Genomic DNA, 23,243 nt, shown 5'->3' with positions numbered 1-23,243 from the left:
TGCATAAATAGGTTTGAGCTTCCATCAAGTAAAGCACGACAATAACTGACAATGGTTAGAGAAATGGTTCGAAATATAGAATGAAACAAAGATGGATGAAAGCGATTACAATGGAAACGTTTGCATTCTTTATTGTAGTATCGAGGTTCCTTGCCGTCAACCACATTTTGGCCTGTTTTCAAGAACTATTTTGCGGCTCAAGTGAGACTCTCTCCAGCAGATCTAGCTCTAACAAATAAAGGGAATCAACCATCGGAATGACTGATTCCCTTCCACGCGCGTTTCATCCGTTTAAGGTGTTACTGATTGTTGTTTCTAGTAAAATGAATTGGAAGCATACTTTCGCAAACTAATGATTGATTTCCCACGACGATTCCCATAACATTAAACATTATAATGATATAATGTTTAATGTTCGCAAAATCATGGATGCAGGGGGATTTCATATGAAATTTCGTTTTGAGGGCGCTGTTACGGATGTCATGCCCGGCATTCAGCTGCTGCTGGATGAGCTTGGCGTAGAGCTTGGGGAGGACGGAGTCCCCGTAGAGGTAGCCTTGTCGGATGGAGATCTGGAGGTCGGCAGGGACCGGACTCACGCCTATATTCGTTACGGACGAAAACATCAATTTTTCCGGGGACTCGGCTTGCTGGTTCAACATTGCCGCCAAAGCGATACGTTCCACCTTCACGAACGTCAGCAATTTGACCGGATCGGCCCGATGTTCGACCTGTCCCGCAACGCCGTGCTTACCGTGGACAGCTTCAAGCTCATGCTGAACAAGATGGCCCTGATGGGGATGAACAGCGTGATGTTATACATGGAGGATACCTACCAGATCGAAGGCGAGCCGTATTTCGGTTATATGCGCGGCCGCTACACGCAGGCGGAACTGAAAGCCATTGACGATTATGCCGATCAATTCGGCATCGAGGCTTTCCCGAGCATCCAAACCTTGGCGCACCTGGAGGAGTTTCTGAAGTGGGAGCCCATCAAACATTACCGTGATACGAAGGGGGCCCTTCTTGTCGGCAGCGAGCAGACAGATTCCCTGATTGAACGGATGATCGAGGCAGCCAGCGCTCCGTTCCGCAGCAGCAAGATTCATATCGGGATGGACGAAGCGGAGGAGCTTGGTCGGGGAAAATATTTGGATCACAACGGTTATGTGAGCCGTTTCGACATCATGATCACCCATCTGGACAAAGTCCTGGCTGCCGTTCGCAAACGCGGCCTGAAGCCGATGATGTGGAGCGACATGTTTCTGAAGCTCGCTGCCGGCGGAGGCGGCGATGCGGCATATTACGATAAGGAAACGTCGATTCCAGAGGATATGGCCCGCCGCATCCCGAAGGACGTGGACATGGTGTACTGGGACTATACCCACATGGAGCCGGAGGACTATAAGAAGCTGATCGCCAATCACCGTCCGCTGGGGTGCAACCTCGTGTTTGCGGGAGCCGTCTGGATTTTCAACACCTTCGGCGTCAACTACGGTTTGTCCCTGAACGCTTCGGATGTTGCGCTTCAAGTGTGCAAGCAGGAGGGAATCCGCGAGGTATACGCCACGATGTGGGGCGATGACGGCAACGAAGGAAATCCGTTCGCGGCGCTGCTCGGTCTGCAGCTCTATGCCGAGCATGCCTACTCGGAACAGAAGCCGTCCCCGGTTCAGTTGGCGGAACGGGTGAAATTCTGTACGGGCATCGATATGGATACATTCCTCCTGCTTAAGGATCTGGACGAAATCCCCGGCCAGGAGCCGAACAACGCCAAGCAGAGCAACCCGTCGAAATTTTTGCTGTATCAGGACGTGCTCCTCGGGATGTTCGACAAACAGATCGAAGGCCTGGACCTCTCGAACCACTATGCCGAACTGGAGCAAAACCTGCGAGCGAAGCGCGATAGCAGAGCCGAGCTGGACTATCTGTTCGATATGCCGGAGAAGTTGAGCGCCGTCCTCAAACGCAAAAGCGAGATTGGCATTTTGCTGAAGAAAGCCTATGACACCAAGGACACCGATACCTTAAGGCATATGGCCAAGGTCGTGCTCCCTGCCATTTCCAAAGCCGTTCAAGAGCTGCGCATTGTCCACCGCACGCAGTGGCACCGGATGTTTAAGCCCTTCGGCTGGGAAGTCATCGACATCCGCTATGGCGGCGTCATTACTCGCCTGGACACCGCATCGTTCCGCATTTTGGAATACGTTGAGGGACAGACGGCAAGCATTGAAGAGCTTGAGCAGGAACGGCTGGTGTTCAGCACGACCAACCGCGACAACCACAAAGGGGTCGGCTGGTGCAGTCATTATTATCGCATGGCTTCGCCGAACGTGTTCTACCATGTGCTGAATCCTTTTTAAGGGTCCCAGCTACCGGAATCTGCTGATACCTGTCACCAACATATATGAAAAAGCCCCGATGCCGGGGCTTTTTTTTGCATAATCGCTAAGGTTTATATGATTCGCTCTAATCCACGCTTATGATCCGTTACTTTGCACTTCCTCGTACCAGGCTCGCACATCCCGGCTAAGCCGTTCCACGATCTCGGGGTAATGGTCCGCCAGGTTGGAGCGCTCCCCGGGATCCTTGGACAGATCGGACAGATGAACCTGATCCGGAACCACGCGGTCGAAATCGAGTTTCCCGTTCAGCAACAGCTTCCATTTCCCTTCCCGGACAGCCAGTTGGCCTTGATACTCCCAGAACAATTGCTTATGCGGCGACGGCTCGCCCATTCGCAGCATCCCCTTCAGGCTGCTTCCATCCAGTGCAACGCCTTGAAGCGGTGCCGCCGCCTTATCGACGCCCGCCAGATCCAGAAAGGTCGGTACGATGTCCATCATGGCCGCCACCTCATCGCGTACTTGTCCGCCCTCCAATCCGTTCGGCCAGCTTAGTATGGCAGGTTCGCGGATTCCGCCTTCAAACAGACTTGCTTTATGCCCGCGAAAGATCCCCGCGCTCCCGCCGTAATAAACGTCTTCTGTCCCGTCCAGCCAGTTCCGGCTCTCGGAGGACGGTCCGTTATCGCTTGAGAAAAAGATGACCGTATCCTCATAACAACCCGCTTCCTTCAGCGCCTTCACGATCTCCCCGACGCCGTCATCCACCGCTGCAATCATGGCGGACATGACCTGCCGATCCCAAGGCAAATGCGCAAACCGGTTTATGTATTCCTGTGGTGCATGCATCGGATAATGCGGCGCATTGTATGACGTAAACAAGAAGAACGGAGCTTTCTGCTCCCGAGACCGCTTAATGAAATCAACGGATCGTTCCGTAATCAGTTCGGTCATATACCGGCCGTTCTCCCAAACCTCCGTTTCGTTTTCCCATAGATCATGAAGGGGATTGACGCCATGGGCTTGGCCCCAATAAAAGATGTGCGAGTAAAAATCGACGCAGCCCGCCTTAAATCCGAAAAACTCATCAAACCCATGCGCGTTCGGACTGGTTTCCTCTGACAGACCCAGATGCCATTTTCCATACAATGCCGTTCTGTAGCCGGCGGGTTTAAGCGCCTTCGCCAATGTTACCTCGGCGGCAGGCAGGCCATGCGAGCCGCGCTTCGCCCCCAGGATTTCACCGACTCCCGCTCTGACCGGATACTTGCCTGTCAATAAAGAGGCTCGTGACGGAGAGCAGACCGGAGAGTTAGAATACCAATTCGTAAAACGAATGCCTTCATCAGCCAATCCGTCCAGGTGTGGGGTTTTCACGGTTTCCGAACCGTAACACCCAAGGTCCCCATACCCTAGATCATCGCAATATACGACGATAAAATTCGGTTGTTTCATATCTTAATTCACCTCTACTATGTTCGACTTGTTCCTCATCATCGTACCCTTTGACAGGCCCACAAGGAATGCTCAATCCTTGCAATCGTTATACAATATGTTGCATAGTAGCAACAACAAGAAAATGATCAGGAACAGCTGGCAGGAGGAGGCTTGACAGTGAACCCAAGACTATCCAGAGAAGAATACTTTAACAATCCGGTTTCATTTGAGACAAAAATGGGATTGTGGATATACAAGTCCGGTACGCACCCCTGTTTCACCGAAAAAGTCGGTCCCCGGTCCGTCGGATTTTATAGTATACATTTCGTTGCCAGCGGCAAGGTGCAATTCGGATGGGACGGCAGTAGCGTCTCTCTCTCGGAAGGCGACTTGTTCTGCCTCTTTCCCGGCTCGGTCTATACCTATGTCAAGAACTGCGAGCAGCCGTCTACCACGATCACCTGGACGGCTTTTATGGGCGAGTTGATGCCATCCATATTGAAGCATATCGATTTATGTCCGGAGCGGCCCTATCGACAAAACGCCTTCGGGGACGATACCCTGGCGATCATCAAGGAGATTCAGAGATTGCTCCGGCAGCCCCAGCTAGACCACAGTCTTCAGCTGATGTCATTGGGATTCCAATTGATCCACAGCATCAATTCGAACCGGCACCAATCTCCTTCTTCTGCTGCATCCGACTGGCTCGGATCCATCCCCAGGTATATGCAGCTTCACTGTACCGAGAACCTGTCCGTGGAGGAGCTTGCCACGTGGGCCGGCGTGCATCGCAGTCACTTCACCCGCGCGTTTACCCGCCGATACGGCATCTCTCCGTCCGGCTACATGCAGCAGTTGATCATGGAGAAAGCGACCCGCCTATTATATGCCGAGGGCATCAGCATCACGCAGACCGCTTTATCCCTGGGTTATTCGGATTTGTTCACGTTTTCCCGCGCCTTTACCCGGTATTTCGGAATGACGCCGAGTGCATTCGTGAAAGCGAACCGCCCATCATCGACGGAACGCGAATAGCAAGGGACCGCCATGCGATAAAGGGGGCGCCATTAGCGACCCTACATCAATGATTAGAGGCCATCCGATTAGGGATAGCCTCTAGTTTTTTACATTACCTTTTTTTCGTTGTATAAACGGTAGGACGACCTACTCCTCCATCAGCTTCCACAGCGTGGTGAACGCCTCGTCCTCCAATTGAAAGAACACAGGCGCGTTGGCATATCGCACATATTGGCCGCCTTTAAACAATCTTAACTGGACCTCCGTCCCGTCCTGCAACTGAATATATAGAAACTTCTGCTCGCCCGACCCGGTCTCGTAGATCCCTTGCTCAAACAAAGGTTCGGCCGCTACCGGCTTCGCCTCGTATAACGCCTCGACGAAAGCTTGCACCGCCGCATCACCGGAAAGCTCGTGTTGCTTATTCTCGCCCATGTTCCAGCTGTCGAAATCCTGCCATTTGACAGACGTCATGTTCCCCATCAGATTCAGCTTGCCTATGATATCCTCGCCCTTGGCCACCGTAATCCCGTTTAGATGCTCATACAATTCAGCATAGACTTCTCCGTCGTGCTCCATGTAGGACATGATTCTAAAATCGGCGTCATATCCCTTAACCGAGAAAATGTCCATTTCGCCGATCGTTGAAGCAAGCTCCGTGTAATCATCGGAGGAGCTCCACTCCGTAATCCCTGATTTCGACCGACCGAGCTTGTCGCCCCGCAGCTGCTTGGCAATTTCCGGCGATATTTGCGTACCGGTTTGGGTGTAAATATTGCCCTGGTATACAACCAAACCGATCATGTCGGCTTTGACGTTGCTCTCGCCCGGAAGCTCGATTTTCGGGATGGTTACCGGGTCATGACCGGCCTGGGCGGTTGGCGGGGTATGCTCTCCAGTCCCTTGTTGAGCAACCGGGATATCGCTAACCGCTGGCTCGTTCTCAAGATTCAATACCAGCGAAGCCACCACCACCAGCCCCAGCATGATGGCCGCGCTAACGCCTACCATACCCCATCGATTCCTTCTTGTCGTTTGACGCTGATTTTGTTTCATTCCTTTCATGATCCGCTCCTCCAATCCCTTGTCAGGTTCTATTCGATCTATCAATGATTTGTAGTCATTCCGATTCATCAATCGTCCTCTCCTTCCAAGTCCATGCGCAGCAGCTTCCTGCCGCGCTGAAGACGCATCTTGACCGCAGACTCGTTAATCTGCAAGATCCCGGCGATTTCCTTAACGGAATAATCCTCGTAATAAAACAGATGGATCACCGACTTATACTTGAACGGCAAACTCATGACGCTATCCATCAGGGTCCGTTCCGACGGTTCGACAAAATAATCGTTCATATGCTCCATCTTGGTTACCCGCTTGCGCCACAGGCTTCCTTGCATGTTCTTGCAATGGTTCGTAATCACCCGAATGAGCCAAGCTTTCTTATGCTCCTGGTTGCTGAATTCAGGTGATTTATATATCAGCTTCATAAACGTCTCCTGAATAGCTTCTTCTACATCCTGTTTGTTTCCAAGGTACACCATCGCTATTTTGAAAAGCATGTCGTCATATAATTCGTAGGTTTCCGTAATATCTCCGCCCGGCCGGAGCGAATCGATCTGCATCGCCTTTAGACCTCCTTTTACCCTTAACACAGTTATGGACGCGAATCGGTCACATTTTGTTTATAGTTTTTTCGGCATAAAAAAGAGAATGTCCCAAAAGATCTTAGATCTGGCGTGCCCTTCTTTCTGATAGGAGACGCTCCGTGTACGAATCGTTCCTCCCATCGCAGTTGTCCCCAAATTTCTTGGAATGATTTTAAGCAAAGGAGAAATTCGGGGACAAAGGCGACCGCTCCCGCTTGTCCGGAATCGTTTCGTCCTCTCCCCTACCATGAGCAAGCACATCCTTTAGACATAAGAAGAGAAACCACATGTTCACAAAATGGATGTGCGATCCACCACCCATTTACGAAAGGGACGGAACGGTGGCAACGTACCAAGAAGCAAGAAATGGCGGTGCTAGGAATCATCCCTAGCACCGCCATTTCTATTTTCCACTTTTTGATCAATTGGAGCGATCTTCAGCAGATTTGCTGTTGCCCCCCCCGTATACTACAAAGATGCAGATGCAAATCCAATATACATCCTGCCGCTATGCAACATGTTCATTTTGCGTACGTCAAATCCTGCATCAAACGATGGAGCACAGCGGCGCTTTCGCCGCGGGTGGCACTCGATTTAGGGTTGAAGCGCTGATTCTGGTCTCCGTTCAGAATACCAAGAGCCGCCAATTCATACACCGCTGTCTTGGACCAACCACCGATCGAGGTCGCATCGGCAAAATGGGCTTTTGCCGCGTCGGCTTGGTTGTATCCGGCATACTCCAGCGCGTTGTAGGCCATCACGGCCATCTCTTCGCGCGTGATCGTCCGGTTCGGCTTAAAGGTGCCGTCCGTGTAGCCAGTAATGATACCGGAATCGACCGCTGCCTGGACAGCTCCGGCATACCAATCGGATGACACCACGTCCTGGAAGCTGCCTGACGCAGCGTCTGCAGAAAGGCCCAATGCCCGGACGACAAGCGCTGCGAACTCGGCTCGAGTGACCGATGCGTTCGGAACAAAGGTCTGCTCTGTGCGTCCGGTTACGATCATTTTGGCCGCAAGCGATTCAACGTCTGCCTTGGACCAATGCGTAGCAATATCCTGGAACGTTACCGGGTTCTGCAGCACCAGGTACGTGCTGTTGGTACGGCTATAGATATCGATTCGTTGACCATTCACCTTGAATGGTACCGGCGTATATTCATTGCCGTTTCCGCCCACTCGAACAACCGCAATATCGGTCAAAGCATGCGCTTTGTCGACATTCAGGGACCGCTTCACATACGATTGGAATGAACCGAGCGTGATGGTCTTGCCATTACTGGACTTCGCTGTCACGGTGTAGCTCACAGCCTGCAGCGCATGATATCCTTTGGAAGCTGCTGATTTAAGAGCATCCGAATCCACTGCAAGCTGAATGACCAAGTGAAGGCCGCTAATATCCGAGCCGGTTTGCGCAGCCAGAGCTTGGAGATTGATCTCCTTCTTCGGAAGCTCATAGCTTCCGTAAAGCGTCGCTACCACCAGCACCTGTGCGCTTGTTTGATCAAGCCAGGCCTGGAGCGCTTCATTCTCGATGGTAACGGATGAAGAAGTGATTGGCTGCGTGCTTGTTACCTCTGCGGTAATTTTTCCGCCAACAGGCTGTTTCAGGGCTTCCTTCATGGCAGCCCCAGTGACGCTGCCTGTTGCCACACCATTCTCCACCTTAACCGGAACCTTTACCTTGCCTGGTTCGACCGGCGGGGTCGTGCCAGGATTCGAAGGATTCACGGGAGGCGTCGTCGGTCCTGGAGTTCCAGGGGTGCCCGGGTTCCCAGGGTTCCCCGGTCCAGGTTCTCCCGGTCCGCCCGGATCAGGTCCTCCTGGAAGCGGCGCTCCCTTCAAGTCCGTAATCCGTCCTTCGACGGCGGAGGTTTTGGCTGTGATGGTGCCTACTTTTTTCACATAGTTCGAGAATACTTCATAGTCAGGCTTATAGAGCAGGTTCACACGTCCTTCCAGATAAGCCTTCTCGAGCGAAGCATAGAAGTCGCCGCCTTTAGCGGTAAACGCGTTCGTCGCTACCTCGTAGGATTTATTCATATCGATCGGCTCGTATCCGTTCTTGCCTTTGACCTCGATACGCAGGACGCGTGATCCAACCGGCTTGGTGGAGTCATAGATAAACTTCATGCCCGCGATATGCGGGAAGCGCCCGTCCTGTGCCGGCGTCTTGGAAACCCCGTTCTCCATGGCTTCTTTAATCTCGGCGCCCGTTAACGTAATCGTGACCAGATCATTGTTAAACGGAAGCACCGTCATCACGTCACCCATTGTGACTTTGCCTGCCTCAATAGATTCGCGTATGCCGCCGCCGTTCTGCAAGGCGATGACCGCATTCGTGCCGGCCGCTTGCGCCGCATCCAGCATGCCATCGGCAATCAGGTTGCCAAGATTCGTTTCCTTCGTCCGCACGTCGGCACGAACGCCGTTCAGCTTCACTTCGGTCAAACCGACTTCCGTTTGTTTTAGTTCCTCCACGCCCGGCTTATATTTGGTGTTCAGAATTTGCAAGGCTTCGGGATCCGGCTGTACCACGTATTGGCCGGCACTATCTTTCTCGTCAACGGAAATGAGGTTACTGTTCCACTCCTGCAGAACACCCTCGTCGTCAAATACGACCTCAAGCCGACCTAAGAATTGTCCTTTTTCCCCTGTCTGCACGATCAGCTTCGGTTCACTGTCCGACCTGTCCACGACTGCTTGATCCAGCTTGGTATGACTGTGACCGCCCACGATGATGTCGATGCCTTCAACTTCCTTAGCAAGGTTAACGTCCACGTCATAACCGAGGTGCGACAGCACGACGATTTTGTTAATGCTTTCCTTCTGCAGCATCGCCACGGTGTCTCTTGTCTTTTGCACCGCATCATCGAAGGTGACGTCTCCAGGCGAAGCGATGTTCGCCGTGTCTTCGGTTGTAAGTCCAATGAGGCCAACCTGCTCCCCGTCTACCTCCATGATGATGGCCGGGTAGATGGTTGCATCCTTGGCATCCCGGGTCACTTCATTCTTGAATTTCTGGGTCAATATAGCATCGGCCGAAAAATTCACGTTCGAGGAAACAAACGGGAATTCCGCATGCTCAATGAAATCGTTCAGCACCTCAGATCCTTTATCGAACTCATGGTTACCGAAGGTCATGGCATCATATTGAACCAGGTTCATGAACTCCAGATCGGCCAGTCCCAAATATTGATTAAAATACAGCGTGCCGGAGAATACGTCCCCTGCATCCACGAGCAGAGGATTGACCGTGTTTGCTCTGGCTTCCTTGATCGCCGTCACCCGGCGCGCAATGTTATCCGGCGAGTTTACGGTGTCCAGATTGGCATGCGTGTCATTGGTATGCAAAATCGTCAGCGGGAAGCCGTTCACGGCTTCTCCCTTCACGTCGATCTGCGCGACAACCGGATCATGATCCGATACGCGGCCCTTGGAAGCCGGGAAGTCGGCGTTCAGATGCACGACATCGGCTTGCGTAGAACGGATCAGATTCTTACTGACGAGAATATGATCCAGCACCTGCGAGTTCCCGTCATACGTGTAGGTATACCGCTCCTCAGGCGGAAGCCTATCGATCAGATTGTCTAATTCATTGCCTTTCAAAATGTTCGCCGTCTCGGTAAATTGGAAATCATTCAAATCTCCCAAAACAACGACGTTCGCATCAGGATTAGCGGACACAACGTCTTTCACGAACCCGTTCACGACCGCTGCAATCTGATGGCGCTGCGTTTCGCTGGAGAGAACCGGCGGCTGGGTATTGCCGAATGGTCCTTGGTCCCCGGATTTCGAGTTAAAATGATTCGCGATGACGATCACTTTCTCGCCCTGGAATTCGAACTGTGCGGCCAGAGGCTTACGCGATGCGTTGAATGCTGAATTCAGCGGATCAATCCGGCCCGGATTCAGGGTTAACTGATCCTCTGCCGCATCATACGCAACCGATTCCGTCGGCAACCCCTTCTTGCCTTTTACACTGTCCGATAACTGGACACGATCGGCGTTATAGAGGAATCCGACCCGAATGTTCGCTCCCGGCGCTCCCCCATCGTTATTATTCACCGGATCAATATCGGTAAAGCTGTACGTGGGTCCTCCCGCTGCCTTGATGGCGTTAATCAAGGTCTGGTAGCTTTGGTCTGCCGCGGTAGTTCCATTGTTCTGCTCTCCGTTGTTATCCTGTACTTCTACGAGACCGATAATATCCGGAGACTTGATGTTGTTTACGATCGACTCCGCCAGCTTGTTGATTTTAGCGGAGCTAACACCCGGATAGAAATTCTCGATATTATACGTCGCCACTCTGAGCTGTTCATCATTCACGTCGATAGTGGATACCTCTTGCTTAAAAGAGCTGCTGTGGATTGCAGGCAACTCGCCTTTAGCCGGAATCACCTTGAAATTGCCACTGTTATAACCGATTACGCCGATCACATCATCGGCAAACGTATCGCCGGTGCTTACTTCTTGCCCCGGATTGCCGTAAGCAATGATAAGACGCTGCGGGTTGAAATTGCCTTGTTCTTTCAGAACGAGACCGCCCGCAGGCGTAATGACATCCGCGGTATCATTCTCGACCCGGGTCGCAATGTTGTAGGTTCCGCTGCTTGTCCAATACGGACTAATGATCGTTGGCTGCGGAAGTCTGACCAGCATGCCCTCCAGAGATTCGTAGAAGTCGATGGCATCTTCGCCCGGATCGAACGTTGTCATGCTGTCATTATCGATAATGGCGGCAGGTATCGGGCGCCCGCCTTTACCTAAGGTAACCGGTTCGGGCAGCTGCTGAGCCTGATCAAGCTTCTTGATGGATTGCAGCTCGATTTGGGTGGAGGTCAAGTTGCTGGAGCTTCCCTCGTTAAACTCGGCCACTTTTCCGGTTACGCTCACCAGATCTCCGATTTGAGGCCGGATTGGATCTGTGGAATACACAAAAATCGCATCCGAGGTATTCGGATTGGAATCCGGCTTCGAATCCTGGATATAGAATCCCTTGATATTGCCGTTAGAGAACGTATAACCATATTGGGTTACAACACCTTCAATATCGGTTACCGTCTGTCCTGTATACGGCGAAGTATGGTCCTCGCCTTGAATATCCGCGATGCGCGGCTGCTGAGTAGCTTTATAAGCAAATTCGTATACCTTGCTCACATCTGCACCCGAGACAACAACCGCTTTGATGGTTGTGTCACGGTCTATTTGAATCGGCGAGCTGTACTGTGTACTAGCTTGCGTCGGGTCTGACCCATCGAGCGTATAATAAATGCTCGCCCCTTGCGTAGGGCTGGACAGCGTCACCGTTCCCCCGATGATGATCGGTCCCGCACCCGGACTGGCAATCACGGAGAACATCTCCTCGATTAAGGCATGCTCGCCGAGAGGAATCAGCTCATAGATGTTGCCGAACTGCTTCACCACGCCCGTGATGCGGCTAAAGGTTTTCACCGTCTTCAGCTTGGACAAGCCGGAATAGATGATGAATTCATGCCCGCCTTGCTCGGCTGTGTATTCCCCAGGTCTATTCTCGGACTTGATGGTGACATCATTCAGGGAGACTAGTCTTGCCTCATAATTCTCCCCTGCAGCTGCAGATAGATCAGCTCCGGTAATTGGGAGAGCCTGCGGCACTCCGACTTGGTTCCCCGTCACGTCATGCGGCAGCAAGGCGTGCGGTTTGATTTCCTGAAGATTGTTGTAAATCTCCATCACGCCGGCCACGCTCACCCGATCGCCAACGCTGGCATTGAGGGGATAGTCATAGAGAACAATACCTGCCGCGTCGTCTTGAATGTAGGTTTCTCTGCCTTCGATATGCGTAATGATGCCTTCCGTCCACACATGCTCGCCTTTTGCCTTGCTGCGGGCTTCAGCGACAGACGTTTGCGTTAAAATATCATATTGGAAAGAGGATACCGGACCATCCGGCTGGCCATCCTGGACTGCATAGGCATCCACTCTCGTAGGCTCGTTTATGGTGATCGGGCCGTTGACGAGCTGGAAGCCGGAGCCGTTTCCGCCGGACAGATACACATCCGCATAGACTGAAGCCCCTACCGTAGGCGGATTCAGCGTAATCTTCGTACCGGCAGGCCAGGCGTTAGGCTCCGGATTAGCCGTTACCATTCCCAAGCCCGTGCCCGGAGTGACCGGCGTAGCGGGGCTCGAGCTGTTCCGGGGATCCGGTGTCGTAACCGCAAAATCCGCTGCATTGTTATCCCTGTCGTGGCCGCGGTCATTTTGACCAACGGTCAATTCCTTGCGGACCGCAGCCGTACTGTTAGATAAAGCTGCGGTCGGACTCGTCTCAGATTCCGAAGCCGATCCATAGCCAATGAGGTCGATACGATCGCCCGCGGCGTTTACCAGATCTACTTTGCCGTTAGAGCCGCTTAAGTTCAGTGTTCCTGCAGCATCAGCTGTCGGCAAAGTAGCACCTACCGAGCCACTACTCTGTTGTTGGATTAAATAATAAGAATAAGGCTCTATAATACCAGTTAAAGAGGTCGTGCCGTTAAAACTGCCTGCTGCGCTTGCATAACGTACCTTCCAGCCTGTAAGGTCAACCGGACTGCCGGTCGGATTGAACAATTCGATAAAATCATGCGTATACACTGCCCCGCCATTCCCGCCGCCGCCATACACTTGGCTGATTACAACCTGATCATGTTGGGGAGCAGCCTCCGCCACCTTCACGGGACTGAAAGGAACGATGAGACTCAGAAGCATTACAATAGCCATAAACATACTTAGCTGCTTTTGGCACCTATGTAACCGAATGCGCATTCAGGTTTTCACTCCTCTATTCTATTAAATTCTGTAGCCTTATTTACTATATATACCAGAGATGTTTTGGGAGTTCTAACCTAAAGTATGCTAAATGTAAAAAAACCTCCAATAGACCTAACCCTAAGTGGGCATAGGCATATCAGAGGTTCTAGATGTCTTACATCGACTTGCGCAATCCGTTACCGTTTACCTGAATCGAACGGCTCCCCTACGGCTTTCGGCGCATTCGAGGATTTGGAGAAAATCACGAGTGCGATCAGCGTGACAACATAAGGGAAAATCTTGAGAATGACCGGCGGGATCACCGCCAATGACGGGATCACCTGCGATACGTTGGCTACCGTCGTGGCAAATCCGAAGAACAAGGTGGCCAGCAGGATGCCGAGCGGCTTCCATTGTCCGAAGATGAGGGACGCCAGCGCCAGGAACCCTAGTCCCGCTACGTTCCCCGTAAATTCACCGGAATACGTCAACAGAATGACAGCCCCCCCAAGTCCGGAAAAAGCACCCGAGATCATGACGCCGACATACCGCATGGACTGTACCTTAATACCTGCTGCTTCCGCTGCGTGCGGATGCTCGCCGCAGGACCGGAGTCGCAGACCGAACGGCGTTCTGTACAATATTAGTGCGCTGAGCACTAACACTAATAGAACAAGCCAGGTTGTTGCATAGGTTTTGGTAAAAAACAAATCCCCAATAACCGGTATCTTAGACAGCACAGGCACATCAAACGGTGCAAAACCATTCGTAATGCTGATCTTACCGCTCCCCGTAATGTTACGGGCAAGGAAAATCGTCAGGGCACCCGCGATCATATTGATCGCCGTACCGCTTATGATCTGGTTGGCACTGAGGTTGATACTGGCAAAGGCATGTAATAGCGAGAATAGTGCACTCGCTGCCGCTGCTGCCAATAATCCTACCCAAAGTACCCACGATTGGCCGGGCCATTGGGCCTGCATTTTGAATATGACAAAGGCTCCGATGAAAGAACCAACAATCATCAAGCCGTCAAGGCCGATATTGACGACCCCGCTTCGTTCACTGAACAGCGCGCCCAAGGCGGTAATCAAAAGCGGGATCGTGTAAGCGATGGCATACGGAAAAATCTGTTCAATCGTTGTCCACATATGTCCTTACTCCCCCTGCTTTTTATTAGCCGCGCGACGCAGCTTCATTTTACGGTATAGTCGTTCGATCAAGATGCTGGTTGCCGCAAAATAGATAATGATGGCGATAATCGAATCGGCGATTTCCGGCGGAATCTCCGTCATCGCATTCATAAACCCTCTGCCCGAATAGAGAATTCCGAAGAACAAGGCCGACACCAATACACCGATAGGTGCATTGATTCCGAGCAGAGCTACGGCAATCCCGTCAAATCCCTGGCTCGGCAGAATGCCGATCTGCATGCTGGAGGCATTCCCCGTATACTGTGCAACACCGGCGAGGCCCGCGAGGCCGCCGGAGATGAACATGGACAGTACGATACTGCGTTTGACAGCGATACCCGCATATTCGGAAGCGTGCCGGTTGAATCCGACCGCCTTCAATTCATACCCGAGCGTTGTTTTGTTAATAAGGAAAGCGACGACCAGAACAGCAATGACCGCGATAAAAAAGCCCAGATTGACATAAGAACCTTGGAACATATCGCTGAGCCACTGCTGATGCAGCATCGCTTCCGGCGGAAGCTGGCGCGATTCCGTCTCCAGGCTCGCCCCTTTGAAGTAACCCGGAATAACATAATAAACGGTCCAGTAGGCCGTCCAGTTCATCATGATCGTGGATACGACCTCGTGCACATTATATTTAGCCTTCAGGAAACCTGGGACAACCGCCCATAGCGCACCTCCGATAAACCCGACCAGTACCATAACCAACAGGAGCAGAGCCCGCGGCAGATCCAGCGAGAGGCCGACAGCCGTCGCGCAAAAGCCACCGAACAGCATCTGGCCTGCAGCACCGATATTAAACAGTCCGGTACGGAAGGCAAAGGCCACGGACAAACCGGTCAAAATAAGCGGAGTCGCCGTCGCCAGCGTATTTCCGATCCTCTCCGGGTTCTTGAGTCCACCCTGGATGAGATACTTATACCCTTCTACCGGATTATGTCCGGTCAGCGCCATAAGCAGTGCCCCCGCAATGAGTCCGAACAGGACGGCAAGCAACGATTTTACGCTGTTATTCATGTGGTGCCTCCTCTTTTTGATACCCGGCCATCATCAGTCCGAGCTCTCTTTCGTTCGTTTCGGAGGTTTTAACGATACCTACCAGTTCACCGTTATTGATAACGGCAATGCGGTCCGACAAGTTCAGCACTTCATCAAGCTCCAGGGAAACCAGCAGAACGGCTTTCCCCTTGTCGCGCTGTTCGATCAGACGCCGGTGAATATATTCAATCGAGCCTACGTCAAGGCCCCGAGTCGGCTGGACGGCAATAAGCAGATCCGGATCGCGCTCTACCTCGCGGCCGATGATCGCTTTTTGCTGGTTACCGCCGGACATCGAACGCACGATCGACCGGCCGCCCGTTCCGGAACGCACATCAAAACTCTGAATGATATGCTCCGCATGCTTGCGAATCGCTGCTGGCTGCAGCAGCCCGTTCTTGGAATACGGTGGGCGGTTATACACCTCGAGGATCAAATTCTCTTCAATCGTATAATCCAGTACGAGGCCCCTCTTTTGGCGGTCCTCCGGAATGTGGCCGATTCCGCTTTCATTTCGTTGACGGACAGATAGACCGTTGAGCGTTTTTCCATTCAAGCTCACCGTTCCGCTCTCCGCCTGCCGAAGTCCGGTAATGGCTTCTATCAGTTCCGATTGACCGTTACCATCCACGCCTGCAATGCCCACAATCTCCCCGGCATGCAGGTCCAGACTAAAGCCTTTGAGCGCATCAACTTTCTTGCTGTTCTTTACCGTAAGCGATTTAATCTCAAGAACGGTCTTGCCCGGGTGACTCTCCTGCTTGTCCACCTTAAAGGAAACGCTGCGGCCCACCATCATTTCGGCCATTGCCTCGCGGCTCGTGTCTGCCACTTCTACGGTGCCAATCGTCTTGCCGCGGCGAATGACCGTGCATCGGTCCGCAACCGCTTTAATTTCTTTCAATTTGTGGGTGATCAGAATGATGGATTTGCCTTCATTGACCAGGTTTTTCATAATGCCCTGCAAATCTTCGATTTCCTGAGGGGTCAACACAGCGGTCGGCTCGTCGAATATGAGCACTTCCGCGTCGCGATACAGCATTTTGAGAATTTCCACTCTCTGCTGCATTCCAACCGATATATCCTCGATTTTGGCATAAGGGTCCACGTTGAGGCCGTATCGTTTGGACAGCTCCTCAACCCGTTTGGCAGCCGATCTCACGTCCAAGCCGAAAAAGAACTTGCGCGTCTCGCTGCCCAGAATAATATTCTCGGTTACGGTAAACGGCTCGACCAATTTAAAATGCTGATGCACCATCCCGATTCCAAGTTTGTTCGCGACGTTCGGATTCGAGATCCGCACGTCCTTGCCGTTGACTTTGATCACGCCACGGTCAGGCTGGTACATGCCAAACAGGATGCTCATCAGGGTCGACTTGCCCGCGCCGTTCTCGCCGAGCAGCGCATGAATCTCGCCCTTCTTCAGTCTAATCGTGATATCGTCATTGGCCACGATCCCCGGAAATTCCTTGCGGATGCCCACCATCTCGACAACATAGTCCATGGTTTTGGGTCCTCTCCTTCTTTTTTGTTGGATATCTTCCTGTTCATTATTAACCGCTAAAAAACGCGGATCGACTCACTTCCAAACCGCCCGAACGCAGTTTCATAGAGATCATTCTACATTCAATATCAGGATGCAATCGCTTGCGCTGGTGATACGGTCTGATACCTAAAATAGCCCCACAAAGTGGAGCCTATGCTTCGATGCTTGTTCCAAATACTTTGCGGGGGGCCCCAAAACATATAAATGCAATTACAGAATTGCTTACGCTTCGCTGAAATAACTTATAAATTCTGATACCTTAAAAAAAGACGGAGGGAATCCGTCTTTTTTCATGCGGTATCACTGCTTTTCAAGTAAGTCTATCCACGCTTCTGAAGATGACCTGGTTGTCTTGGATTACTTAATCAAATCGCCTTGCTCTGCCGTTACTTTAACTTCGCCGGCTTTGATCTTGCCAAACACTTCGTCAACTTGCTTAAGGACGTCATCGCTCAGGTTCGGATTCTTCTCAGGAAGGCCGACACCATCATTGGTCGCATCCAGCGTAAGCGTCTGTCCGCCTGGGAATTTACCTTCGGTTTCAGCTTTGATCATATCGTAAGCTGCATGGTCGATTTTCTTCACGGCCGAAGTCAGGACAACGGATTTGTCGCCTTCGTAAACGCCATCTTGATACTGGTCAACGTCTACGCCAACGATCCATACTTCGGATCCGTTCTGTACGCGAGTCTTCGCTTCGTTAATCGCACCAACGCCAACGCCGCCTGCTGCTGCGAAGATCACGTTTACGCCACGGTCATACATTTGAGCCGCCAATTGGCTGCCTGCTGCAACATCATCAAAGGATCCTTGGTAAACAACGTTTTCTTTGTTAATTACCAGTTTCGTGCCGAGATTCTCGTTGGCGTAAGCTACACCCTGCTGGAAGCCCCAGTTGAACTTCTGTACAGGAGGGATTTCCATTCCGCCGATAAATCCAGCTTGTCCATCCTTCACATGAAGCGCAGTCGCTACGCCAGCCAGGAAACCGGACTCTTGCTCAGCGAAGAAGATGGATACTGTATTTTCCTTAACTACCGGATTGCTGTCGCCGGAATGAGGTGTTCCATCGATAATAACGAATTTAGCATCTTTATACTTGTCCTGTGCTTTGAACACGGCTGTTTCAAATTTGAAGCCTGGAGTTACAATGAACTTAAATCCGGCATCATACAGGTTTCCGATCTCTTTCGAGTAGTCGGCTTCTGTCGTTCCGGCCGGCTTCAGGTATTTATACTCCATGTTGAAGTCCTTATTCGCCTTCTCGATACCTTCGTACGTTCCCTGGTTAAACGACTTGTCATCGATGGTTCCCGCGTCCGTAACCATCCCTACCTTGAAGTTTGCCTTAGGTGCATCGCCGCCTGCGCCGCCGCTTGGTTCTGACGCCGGTTTGTCGCCGCAACCTGCCAGCATTGTGACAGATAACGCCAAACTGATTAAAGATATGACCCCTTTTTTCATTAAGGATAACCCTCCTAGGTATATATGCCCGAATACTAGATTCGTGCTATTTACAATATATTAATAAAACAGACCCTTTTCAACATAAATTTGGGTGAATCTGTCAAGCTGCATCTGTGTCGCGGTGAAACGTTTAAGACATGTTTTATTCCAATTCTAGTAGAGATAGGAAGCCGTAGTTAACGCGGTGTTGATATCACGGTTTTTATAGATAACACGGGGGGTTACAATTGGTGTGTTACGAAAACTTGCAAGTGATCAGACCCTGCAATTTGGAAAAAAATAATAGCCCCTTATGAAAGAAAGCACCCGGCAAGGTGCTTACAAACATGGTGTTCATTTCAATGAATGTTTTGAATGATTATTCATTTGCGGCGGGACTTCATCATGCGATTATACGTAATTAATCCGGCAATAATCATGGCGACTACGCCCAAGCTGCTTGCCGACTCTGGCGTCATACCAAATACCCCCGCCAAATTCGTAACCAAGCTGTTCGTAAGCAGCGCCACCGCAATCAACATAATCGGACGCCACACGCTGTACCTTCTCATCCTCGCAACACCCCCAGGCCAGATTTGCAGCATTATAATCCCAAATGACTAAAATCGCTTAATCTATTAGAAACATTATACCATGAATAAGTATGCGTTTACATTTTAGTGACGGTAAAAATAAAACTTTGGATACCATACAAGCCAAGATGAGCATCACTTAGCATACCGAAAACATAAACATTATTATTTAATAGAAAATAACACGAATAGGCAGAAAGCCCTGCCTAACGAATTGAATTTGCTGCTATATTACCACCGTCTCTTGTCTTCGAAATTAAATGGAGGACCAAGGAGGTCTGACATTTGCATTTCAGCTTGATTGTATATTTTAGCGATCTTCTGAATAATAACAAACTCATGATCAGAAGGGCTCAGGTTGTCCATAAACATTCGTTCCAGAATTTTCTGGTGGAAGTCTCTTCGTTCCCGAATGAAATCGCACTCTATTTGAATGACCTCTTCGACAGTATTCTGTTCAACAAAATCCATGATTTCGTCTCTCTGACTATTCGACTTAAATTGATCCTGATCTCTAAAAATGGAAATCGGCTCGTCCACACTTTCCAGTTCAATAGAGCTCCTGATCTCGGAAAAAGAAATACGCTGTTTGGCAAGCATCACCTGAAAGGGTTTATATTTAAAAAGCTCATTCATTACTAAAGAGCACATCTGTTGATTACCAAGTAAAATCCCGTCAAACGGATGTAGAATCCAAGATCCGTTTTTTAGAAAAAGATTGAAATTGAAGGGTTCCCCTCCATACATAAACTTTATATTATAGCTGGTTTCAGTTGGTTGAGAATAACTAAAATCCTCCATTTAGAACGCGCTCCTTGGCTATGGGATTAACTGATAATTGTTTCCTAACCAAATTGATCAGTGCCGGTCATCAGTTGCTGTTTAAACTACTTCGTGTGGTCATCTATGCCCTCAGCCTTATTTAAACTGGCCACAATGATAAACACAACGATTAATATTCCGCAAACGATGGGTCCCCACATATTTGAGCCTCTCTTCATTTTTTTAATAGTGTATGAAGAGGGCTGTTCCGTTATGTTAATATAAATACTTTTACAGCCTGAGTCTTGCAAAAAAGAAGTGCCCAAAGGCACCTCTCATGAACAATTAATCCAGAAAACTGCTGCTCACTGCTTCGCTTGTTTTCGGCTCCAGTTGTTGATTCGGCTTATTTCCAGGCATTAAACCCAAACGATCGTGCATCTTGCCGTTAATCTCGCTTAAACGCTTTGTATGCTCTGACGCTGATTGAATGATAGAGCGATTGGATTGTTCATACAGATCAATTGCGGTGAATAAATCCGTCATTGCTCGATCAATTGATTCCAATTGAATAGCAGGTTTTCCTAGCAGGTCATTGGTTTTCTGGGTTGTCTCCTTCAGCATGCGTGAATTCTCTTCAAACATATTCTGAAGTGTCGAATTTGCAGAGTTTACCGCATCGATCGTGTCTAACTGATCCTGAAGAGCCATAGTTATCATTGCCGATACGGAAATTAAATGCTGGGTCTTATCAATTGTCGATTCAACCGAGTCAATAAGCTTATCATTGTTATCGTTAATAATATCTGTTCCAGCGATTGCTTGTTGATAGAGCATAACCATTTCTTCAAAGGACTGTATTCGGGTTACCACTTTTCGCAAACCACGCTCCAAATGGGTTTTCCGATTTGCATTATCCGGCTTTGCAATTTCAAGCTCAAATAGCTCTTTTAGTTTATGCCCCATTGCAATACGGATTTGCAAATTATATACAGATTCCAGAGATGAACGTTTGAGATTTTTCATATAAACAATATTTTCTTCTAATGTTTCTTTACCATTTCTTAAAGACTGAACAATCGCATCGACATTTGTTTTAACAGATTGGTACTTATATATGTAATTTTTTAGTGGCGTTTTCTTCAACAGCTTATCAAAAAAACCGAGTTGCTTGCTTTTGCTGAGTGAGTCGATCTCTGATCTAAGTTTTAATATATTATTGGAAACTTCGGATCTTTTACCCGACATCATTTCATTTACCGGACGCTGTAACATGCCGAGTGATTGGCTCGCCTGTTCCATGGTCTTTTGTCCCATTCGTCCGATGTTGTCCATTAAAGTTTCAAGTTCCATCGAATCCGTAGACGCAACACGTTGGATGAGCTGCTGTGCTTCTTGCTCTACTTTGGTGATGTCCGTCTCTTTTAATTGCACCATTTGTATTGTAGACATGAATATGTCCTCCCATTATAGTATATTGTTATTCTTCACGGTTTCTTAATTAAACAGAACGATATCTTTGTTGAATCAGATCCACTCTGGTCTGTAATTCGATAAGATCTTTATGTTCAATAGTTTCTACATACATCGAGAGTTTTGTGTTAATATCCTTCAAGCCGTTCAACAATAATCTGCGGTTTTGACGCTTGGCTTCACCGCTTAAGTTTAAGAATGGGTTTATAGCTCCATTTAAATCCTTGAAAATGAGTCTTTGAATATTGTGATTAATATTACCATCCTGTAATGTCTTCAACTGAGGTATTAATCGGTTTACTCTCGCTAGTACACTTAGTGTTTTTTCGACAATCTCATCATCAAGATTATTTTTTTGTCCTTCTGATATAACCATATCTTCGGTAACCTGAATATATTCGATAACAGGTCCCCAAAAAGGATCGTTTATCTCGGAACCTTTCTCCTCAACATCAGGCTGTACTTGCACTTTCTCTTCTAAACGGTCAGGAACAGCCCTAGATTGCTCCATAGACTCTGTCTGAGGAACAACAGGGCCCTTTATCTTTGGAGTAGAAAACCGGCTTAAAAGGGCAATTGCTGCCATTGCAAATAATGTGGGTATTAGTAAGTTGATTAACTCCGGTAAAAATTTGGATGTAAACAAAGATACGATGAATCCAAGCAGAGATATCCCTGCAGCAGCTTTATATCGAGTCATGTGGGTAAACCTCCAATCTGTTAGCATTAACATATGGATAGATCATAGTTAGTAGACAAGCAGTGTTTTCAGGACAAGGAGCCCTTACATTCACAACACTCCTTACACTTCCTTACTTTTCTTCGCCTATCAATATATGTATCTTAAGTCCTAAGCAACAGCCTGTCAATTCTTGGAGAACTATAGAAAAAACGCTCTCAATGGAGCGTCCCAATATAAAGATACAAGATGAAACTATTAAAATTGCCGGCTTAACAGCACTTCTTTTTCTATGTGAGTTGCATAAATATTATACTTTGGAACAGGTATTTCGATCTCCTGATCAAGTATAAGTTTAACGGCAAGATACGGAAAATTTATTCCCGATAGGCATGTTGTATATAACCCTCCGGATGTACGAGGATTAATTTCTAATAGTTTCGGTGTACTTCCTTGATAGATAAATTGTATATTGAAATTATACTGCAGTGGCAATTCCTTATGAATAGAATGAGCCATGGATATTAACTCGTCATTACATTCCAAGGCCCGTATACGCCCCTCTACTTTTTTACGTGGAATTGCGGCCGCAATTCCGTTAGGGGTTCCTAAACAATCGACGCTATACTCGTTCCCTTGCATATACTCCATCACCATTAATCTTTGAAATCTCGGTTCACTGCCAAGCAACCTAATGATTTCATCAAGATGTATCGAAGAATCTACAGATCGGTATAAGCTGGAAATTGATTTCCGATCCTCCGTCACAATCCTGAAGCCTGCTCCTCCTTCCCCTGAAACAGGCTTAATACAGACCCGGTGACCTTTGTCAGCTAAACTTGTGTATGCTTCCATAAATTCATTCAATGTTTGTACAACGTAATAATCTGGAATATGAAGGCCCGAAACATTTTTCAAGGTTTCAAACAGCATGCCTTTATCATCAACAAGTGATAATAGATTCTCATCCCCAGCTAGCATTACTTTTGTCCCGATTTCCTCGAACTGTGTTCTAAATTTTACAATCTCATTCAATCCGTAATGAGGAATGAAAATATCGATTTTATGCCTTTTACAGAAATCTAAACAGTAAGCAGGGTATTCATCGAGTTGTAATATCGGCTCAAGTTCAGCATAGTCAGCAACTTGAAGCATTAATGAGTGACGTTTTGGATGAGTAGCGAAAATGTTGAAGTCATTTCGATCTGGATTGTTACGAATCATTTCAACATAATGACTCGCTGTTGAGAATGTCCGATTAAACCATATATTCTTGATCACATATC

The 23,243-nt window shown here is 49.1% G+C and carries 15 protein-coding genes; 2 read left to right on the top strand and 13 right to left on the bottom strand.

All coding sequences use genetic code 11. From position 1 onward, the window contains the following. Nucleotides 1-446: 446 nt before the first annotated feature. The gene (locus MKY48_RS02065; RefSeq protein ID WP_339292162.1) at nucleotides 447-2,363 is read left to right on the top strand and encodes a beta-N-acetylhexosaminidase; all 1,917 of its coding nucleotides are present in this window, start codon (nucleotides 447-449) and stop codon (nucleotides 2,361-2,363) included. 117 nt (nucleotides 2,364-2,480) lie between these two features. Here MKY48_RS02065 and MKY48_RS02060 read toward each other — a convergent pair whose 3' ends face one another. Then, nucleotides 2,481-3,800: a sulfatase-like hydrolase/transferase gene (locus MKY48_RS02060; protein ID WP_339292161.1), complete on the bottom strand. Its 1,320-nt coding sequence runs from the start codon at nucleotides 3,798-3,800 to the stop codon at nucleotides 2,481-2,483. 159 nt (nucleotides 3,801-3,959) lie between these two features. On the opposite strand from MKY48_RS02060, the gene MKY48_RS02055 reads away from it, so the two are divergent. After that, complete coding sequence (locus tag MKY48_RS02055; RefSeq protein ID WP_339292160.1) at nucleotides 3,960-4,817, top strand: AraC family transcriptional regulator; 858 nt, start codon at nucleotides 3,960-3,962, stop codon at nucleotides 4,815-4,817. 129 nt (nucleotides 4,818-4,946) lie between these two features. Here MKY48_RS02055 and MKY48_RS02050 read toward each other — a convergent pair whose 3' ends face one another. The 12 genes from MKY48_RS02050 to MKY48_RS01995 form a co-directional block, all read right to left on the bottom strand. After that, entirely contained in the window at nucleotides 4,947-5,864 is a 918-nt protein-coding gene (locus tag MKY48_RS02050) for a hypothetical protein (protein WP_339292159.1), read from the bottom strand. Between the two features lie 68 nt (nucleotides 5,865-5,932). Next, the gene (locus MKY48_RS02045; RefSeq protein WP_339292158.1) at nucleotides 5,933-6,421 is read right to left on the bottom strand and encodes a sigma-70 family RNA polymerase sigma factor; all 489 of its coding nucleotides are present in this window, start codon (nucleotides 6,419-6,421) and stop codon (nucleotides 5,933-5,935) included. Between the two features lie 545 nt (nucleotides 6,422-6,966). Next, complete coding sequence (locus MKY48_RS02040) at nucleotides 6,967-13,194, bottom strand: 5'-nucleotidase C-terminal domain-containing protein (RefSeq protein ID WP_339292157.1); 6,228 nt, start codon at nucleotides 13,192-13,194, stop codon at nucleotides 6,967-6,969. A gap of 227 nt (nucleotides 13,195-13,421) precedes the next feature. Continuing rightward, nucleotides 13,422-14,375: an ABC transporter permease gene (locus MKY48_RS02035; protein WP_076322522.1), complete on the bottom strand. Its 954-nt coding sequence runs from the start codon at nucleotides 14,373-14,375 to the stop codon at nucleotides 13,422-13,424. A 6-nt stretch (nucleotides 14,376-14,381) separates the two neighbouring features. Next, on the bottom strand, nucleotides 14,382-15,437 hold the full coding sequence (locus MKY48_RS02030; protein WP_076322523.1) for an ABC transporter permease: 1,056 nt from the start codon (nucleotides 15,435-15,437) through the stop codon (nucleotides 14,382-14,384). Then, nucleotides 15,430-16,962, bottom strand: a complete 1,533-nt coding sequence (locus MKY48_RS02025; protein WP_339269652.1) for an ABC transporter ATP-binding protein — start codon at nucleotides 16,960-16,962, stop codon at nucleotides 15,430-15,432. The genes MKY48_RS02030 and MKY48_RS02025 overlap by 8 nt, the downstream gene beginning before the upstream one ends. A 399-nt stretch (nucleotides 16,963-17,361) precedes the next feature. Continuing rightward, nucleotides 17,362-18,468, bottom strand: a complete 1,107-nt coding sequence (locus MKY48_RS02020; protein ID WP_339269650.1) for a BMP family ABC transporter substrate-binding protein — start codon at nucleotides 18,466-18,468, stop codon at nucleotides 17,362-17,364. A gap of 365 nt (nucleotides 18,469-18,833) precedes the next feature. Then, the gene (locus MKY48_RS02015; RefSeq protein WP_076322526.1) at nucleotides 18,834-19,022 is read right to left on the bottom strand and encodes a hypothetical protein; all 189 of its coding nucleotides are present in this window, start codon (nucleotides 19,020-19,022) and stop codon (nucleotides 18,834-18,836) included. Nucleotides 19,023-19,274: 252 nt separating this feature from the next. Then, nucleotides 19,275-19,844: a hypothetical protein gene (locus MKY48_RS02010; RefSeq protein WP_339269648.1), complete on the bottom strand. Its 570-nt coding sequence runs from the start codon at nucleotides 19,842-19,844 to the stop codon at nucleotides 19,275-19,277. 306 nt (nucleotides 19,845-20,150) lie between these two features. Further along, nucleotides 20,151-21,257: a toxic anion resistance protein gene (locus tag MKY48_RS02005; RefSeq protein WP_339269646.1), complete on the bottom strand. Its 1,107-nt coding sequence runs from the start codon at nucleotides 21,255-21,257 to the stop codon at nucleotides 20,151-20,153. Nucleotides 21,258-21,306: 49 nt separating this feature from the next. Then, nucleotides 21,307-21,978 (bottom strand): hypothetical protein, encoded by a 672-nt coding sequence (locus tag MKY48_RS02000; RefSeq protein ID WP_339269644.1) that lies wholly within the window; start codon nucleotides 21,976-21,978, stop codon nucleotides 21,307-21,309. 237 nt (nucleotides 21,979-22,215) lie between these two features. Further along, nucleotides 22,216-23,238 (bottom strand): ATP-grasp domain-containing protein, encoded by a 1,023-nt coding sequence (locus tag MKY48_RS01995; RefSeq protein WP_339269642.1) that lies wholly within the window; start codon nucleotides 23,236-23,238, stop codon nucleotides 22,216-22,218. Nucleotides 23,239-23,243 lie beyond the last annotated feature (5 nt).

Origin of the sequence: Paenibacillus sp. FSL W8-0187, from assembly GCF_037969755.1 — a bacterium.
In the GTDB taxonomy this organism is placed as follows: domain Bacteria; phylum Bacillota; class Bacilli; order Paenibacillales; family Paenibacillaceae; genus Paenibacillus_AQ.
Note: the sequence above shows the minus strand (reverse complement) of the source record. Positions and strands in the feature narration are given on the sequence as shown.

Coding starts and splice junctions, on each gene's coding strand:
- MKY48_RS02065 (WP_339292162.1), top strand. CDS start 447: ATGAAATTTCGTTTTGAGGGCGCTGTTACGGATGTCATGCCCGGCATT.
- MKY48_RS02060 (WP_339292161.1), bottom strand. CDS start 3,800: ATGAAACAACCGAATTTTATCGTCGTATATTGCGATGATCTAGGGTAT.
- MKY48_RS02050 (WP_339292159.1), bottom strand. CDS start 5,864: ATGAAAGGAATGAAACAAAATCAGCGTCAAACGACAAGAAGGAATCGA.
- MKY48_RS02045 (WP_339292158.1), bottom strand. CDS start 6,421: ATGCAGATCGATTCGCTCCGGCCGGGCGGAGATATTACGGAAACCTAC.
- MKY48_RS02040 (WP_339292157.1), bottom strand. CDS start 13,194: ATGGCTATTGTAATGCTTCTGAGTCTCATCGTTCCTTTCAGTCCCGTG.
- MKY48_RS02035 (WP_076322522.1), bottom strand. CDS start 14,375: ATGTGGACAACGATTGAACAGATTTTTCCGTATGCCATCGCTTACACG.
- MKY48_RS02030 (WP_076322523.1), bottom strand. CDS start 15,437: ATGAATAACAGCGTAAAATCGTTGCTTGCCGTCCTGTTCGGACTCATT.
- MKY48_RS02025 (WP_339269652.1), bottom strand. CDS start 16,962: ATGGACTATGTTGTCGAGATGGTGGGCATCCGCAAGGAATTTCCGGGG.
- MKY48_RS02020 (WP_339269650.1), bottom strand. CDS start 18,468: ATGAAAAAAGGGGTCATATCTTTAATCAGTTTGGCGTTATCTGTCACA.
- MKY48_RS02015 (WP_076322526.1), bottom strand. CDS start 19,022: ATGAGAAGGTACAGCGTGTGGCGTCCGATTATGTTGATTGCGGTGGCG.
- MKY48_RS02010 (WP_339269648.1), bottom strand. CDS start 19,844: ATGGAGGATTTTAGTTATTCTCAACCAACTGAAACCAGCTATAATATA.
- MKY48_RS02005 (WP_339269646.1), bottom strand. CDS start 21,257: ATGTCTACAATACAAATGGTGCAATTAAAAGAGACGGACATCACCAAA.
- MKY48_RS02000 (WP_339269644.1), bottom strand. CDS start 21,978: ATGACTCGATATAAAGCTGCTGCAGGGATATCTCTGCTTGGATTCATC.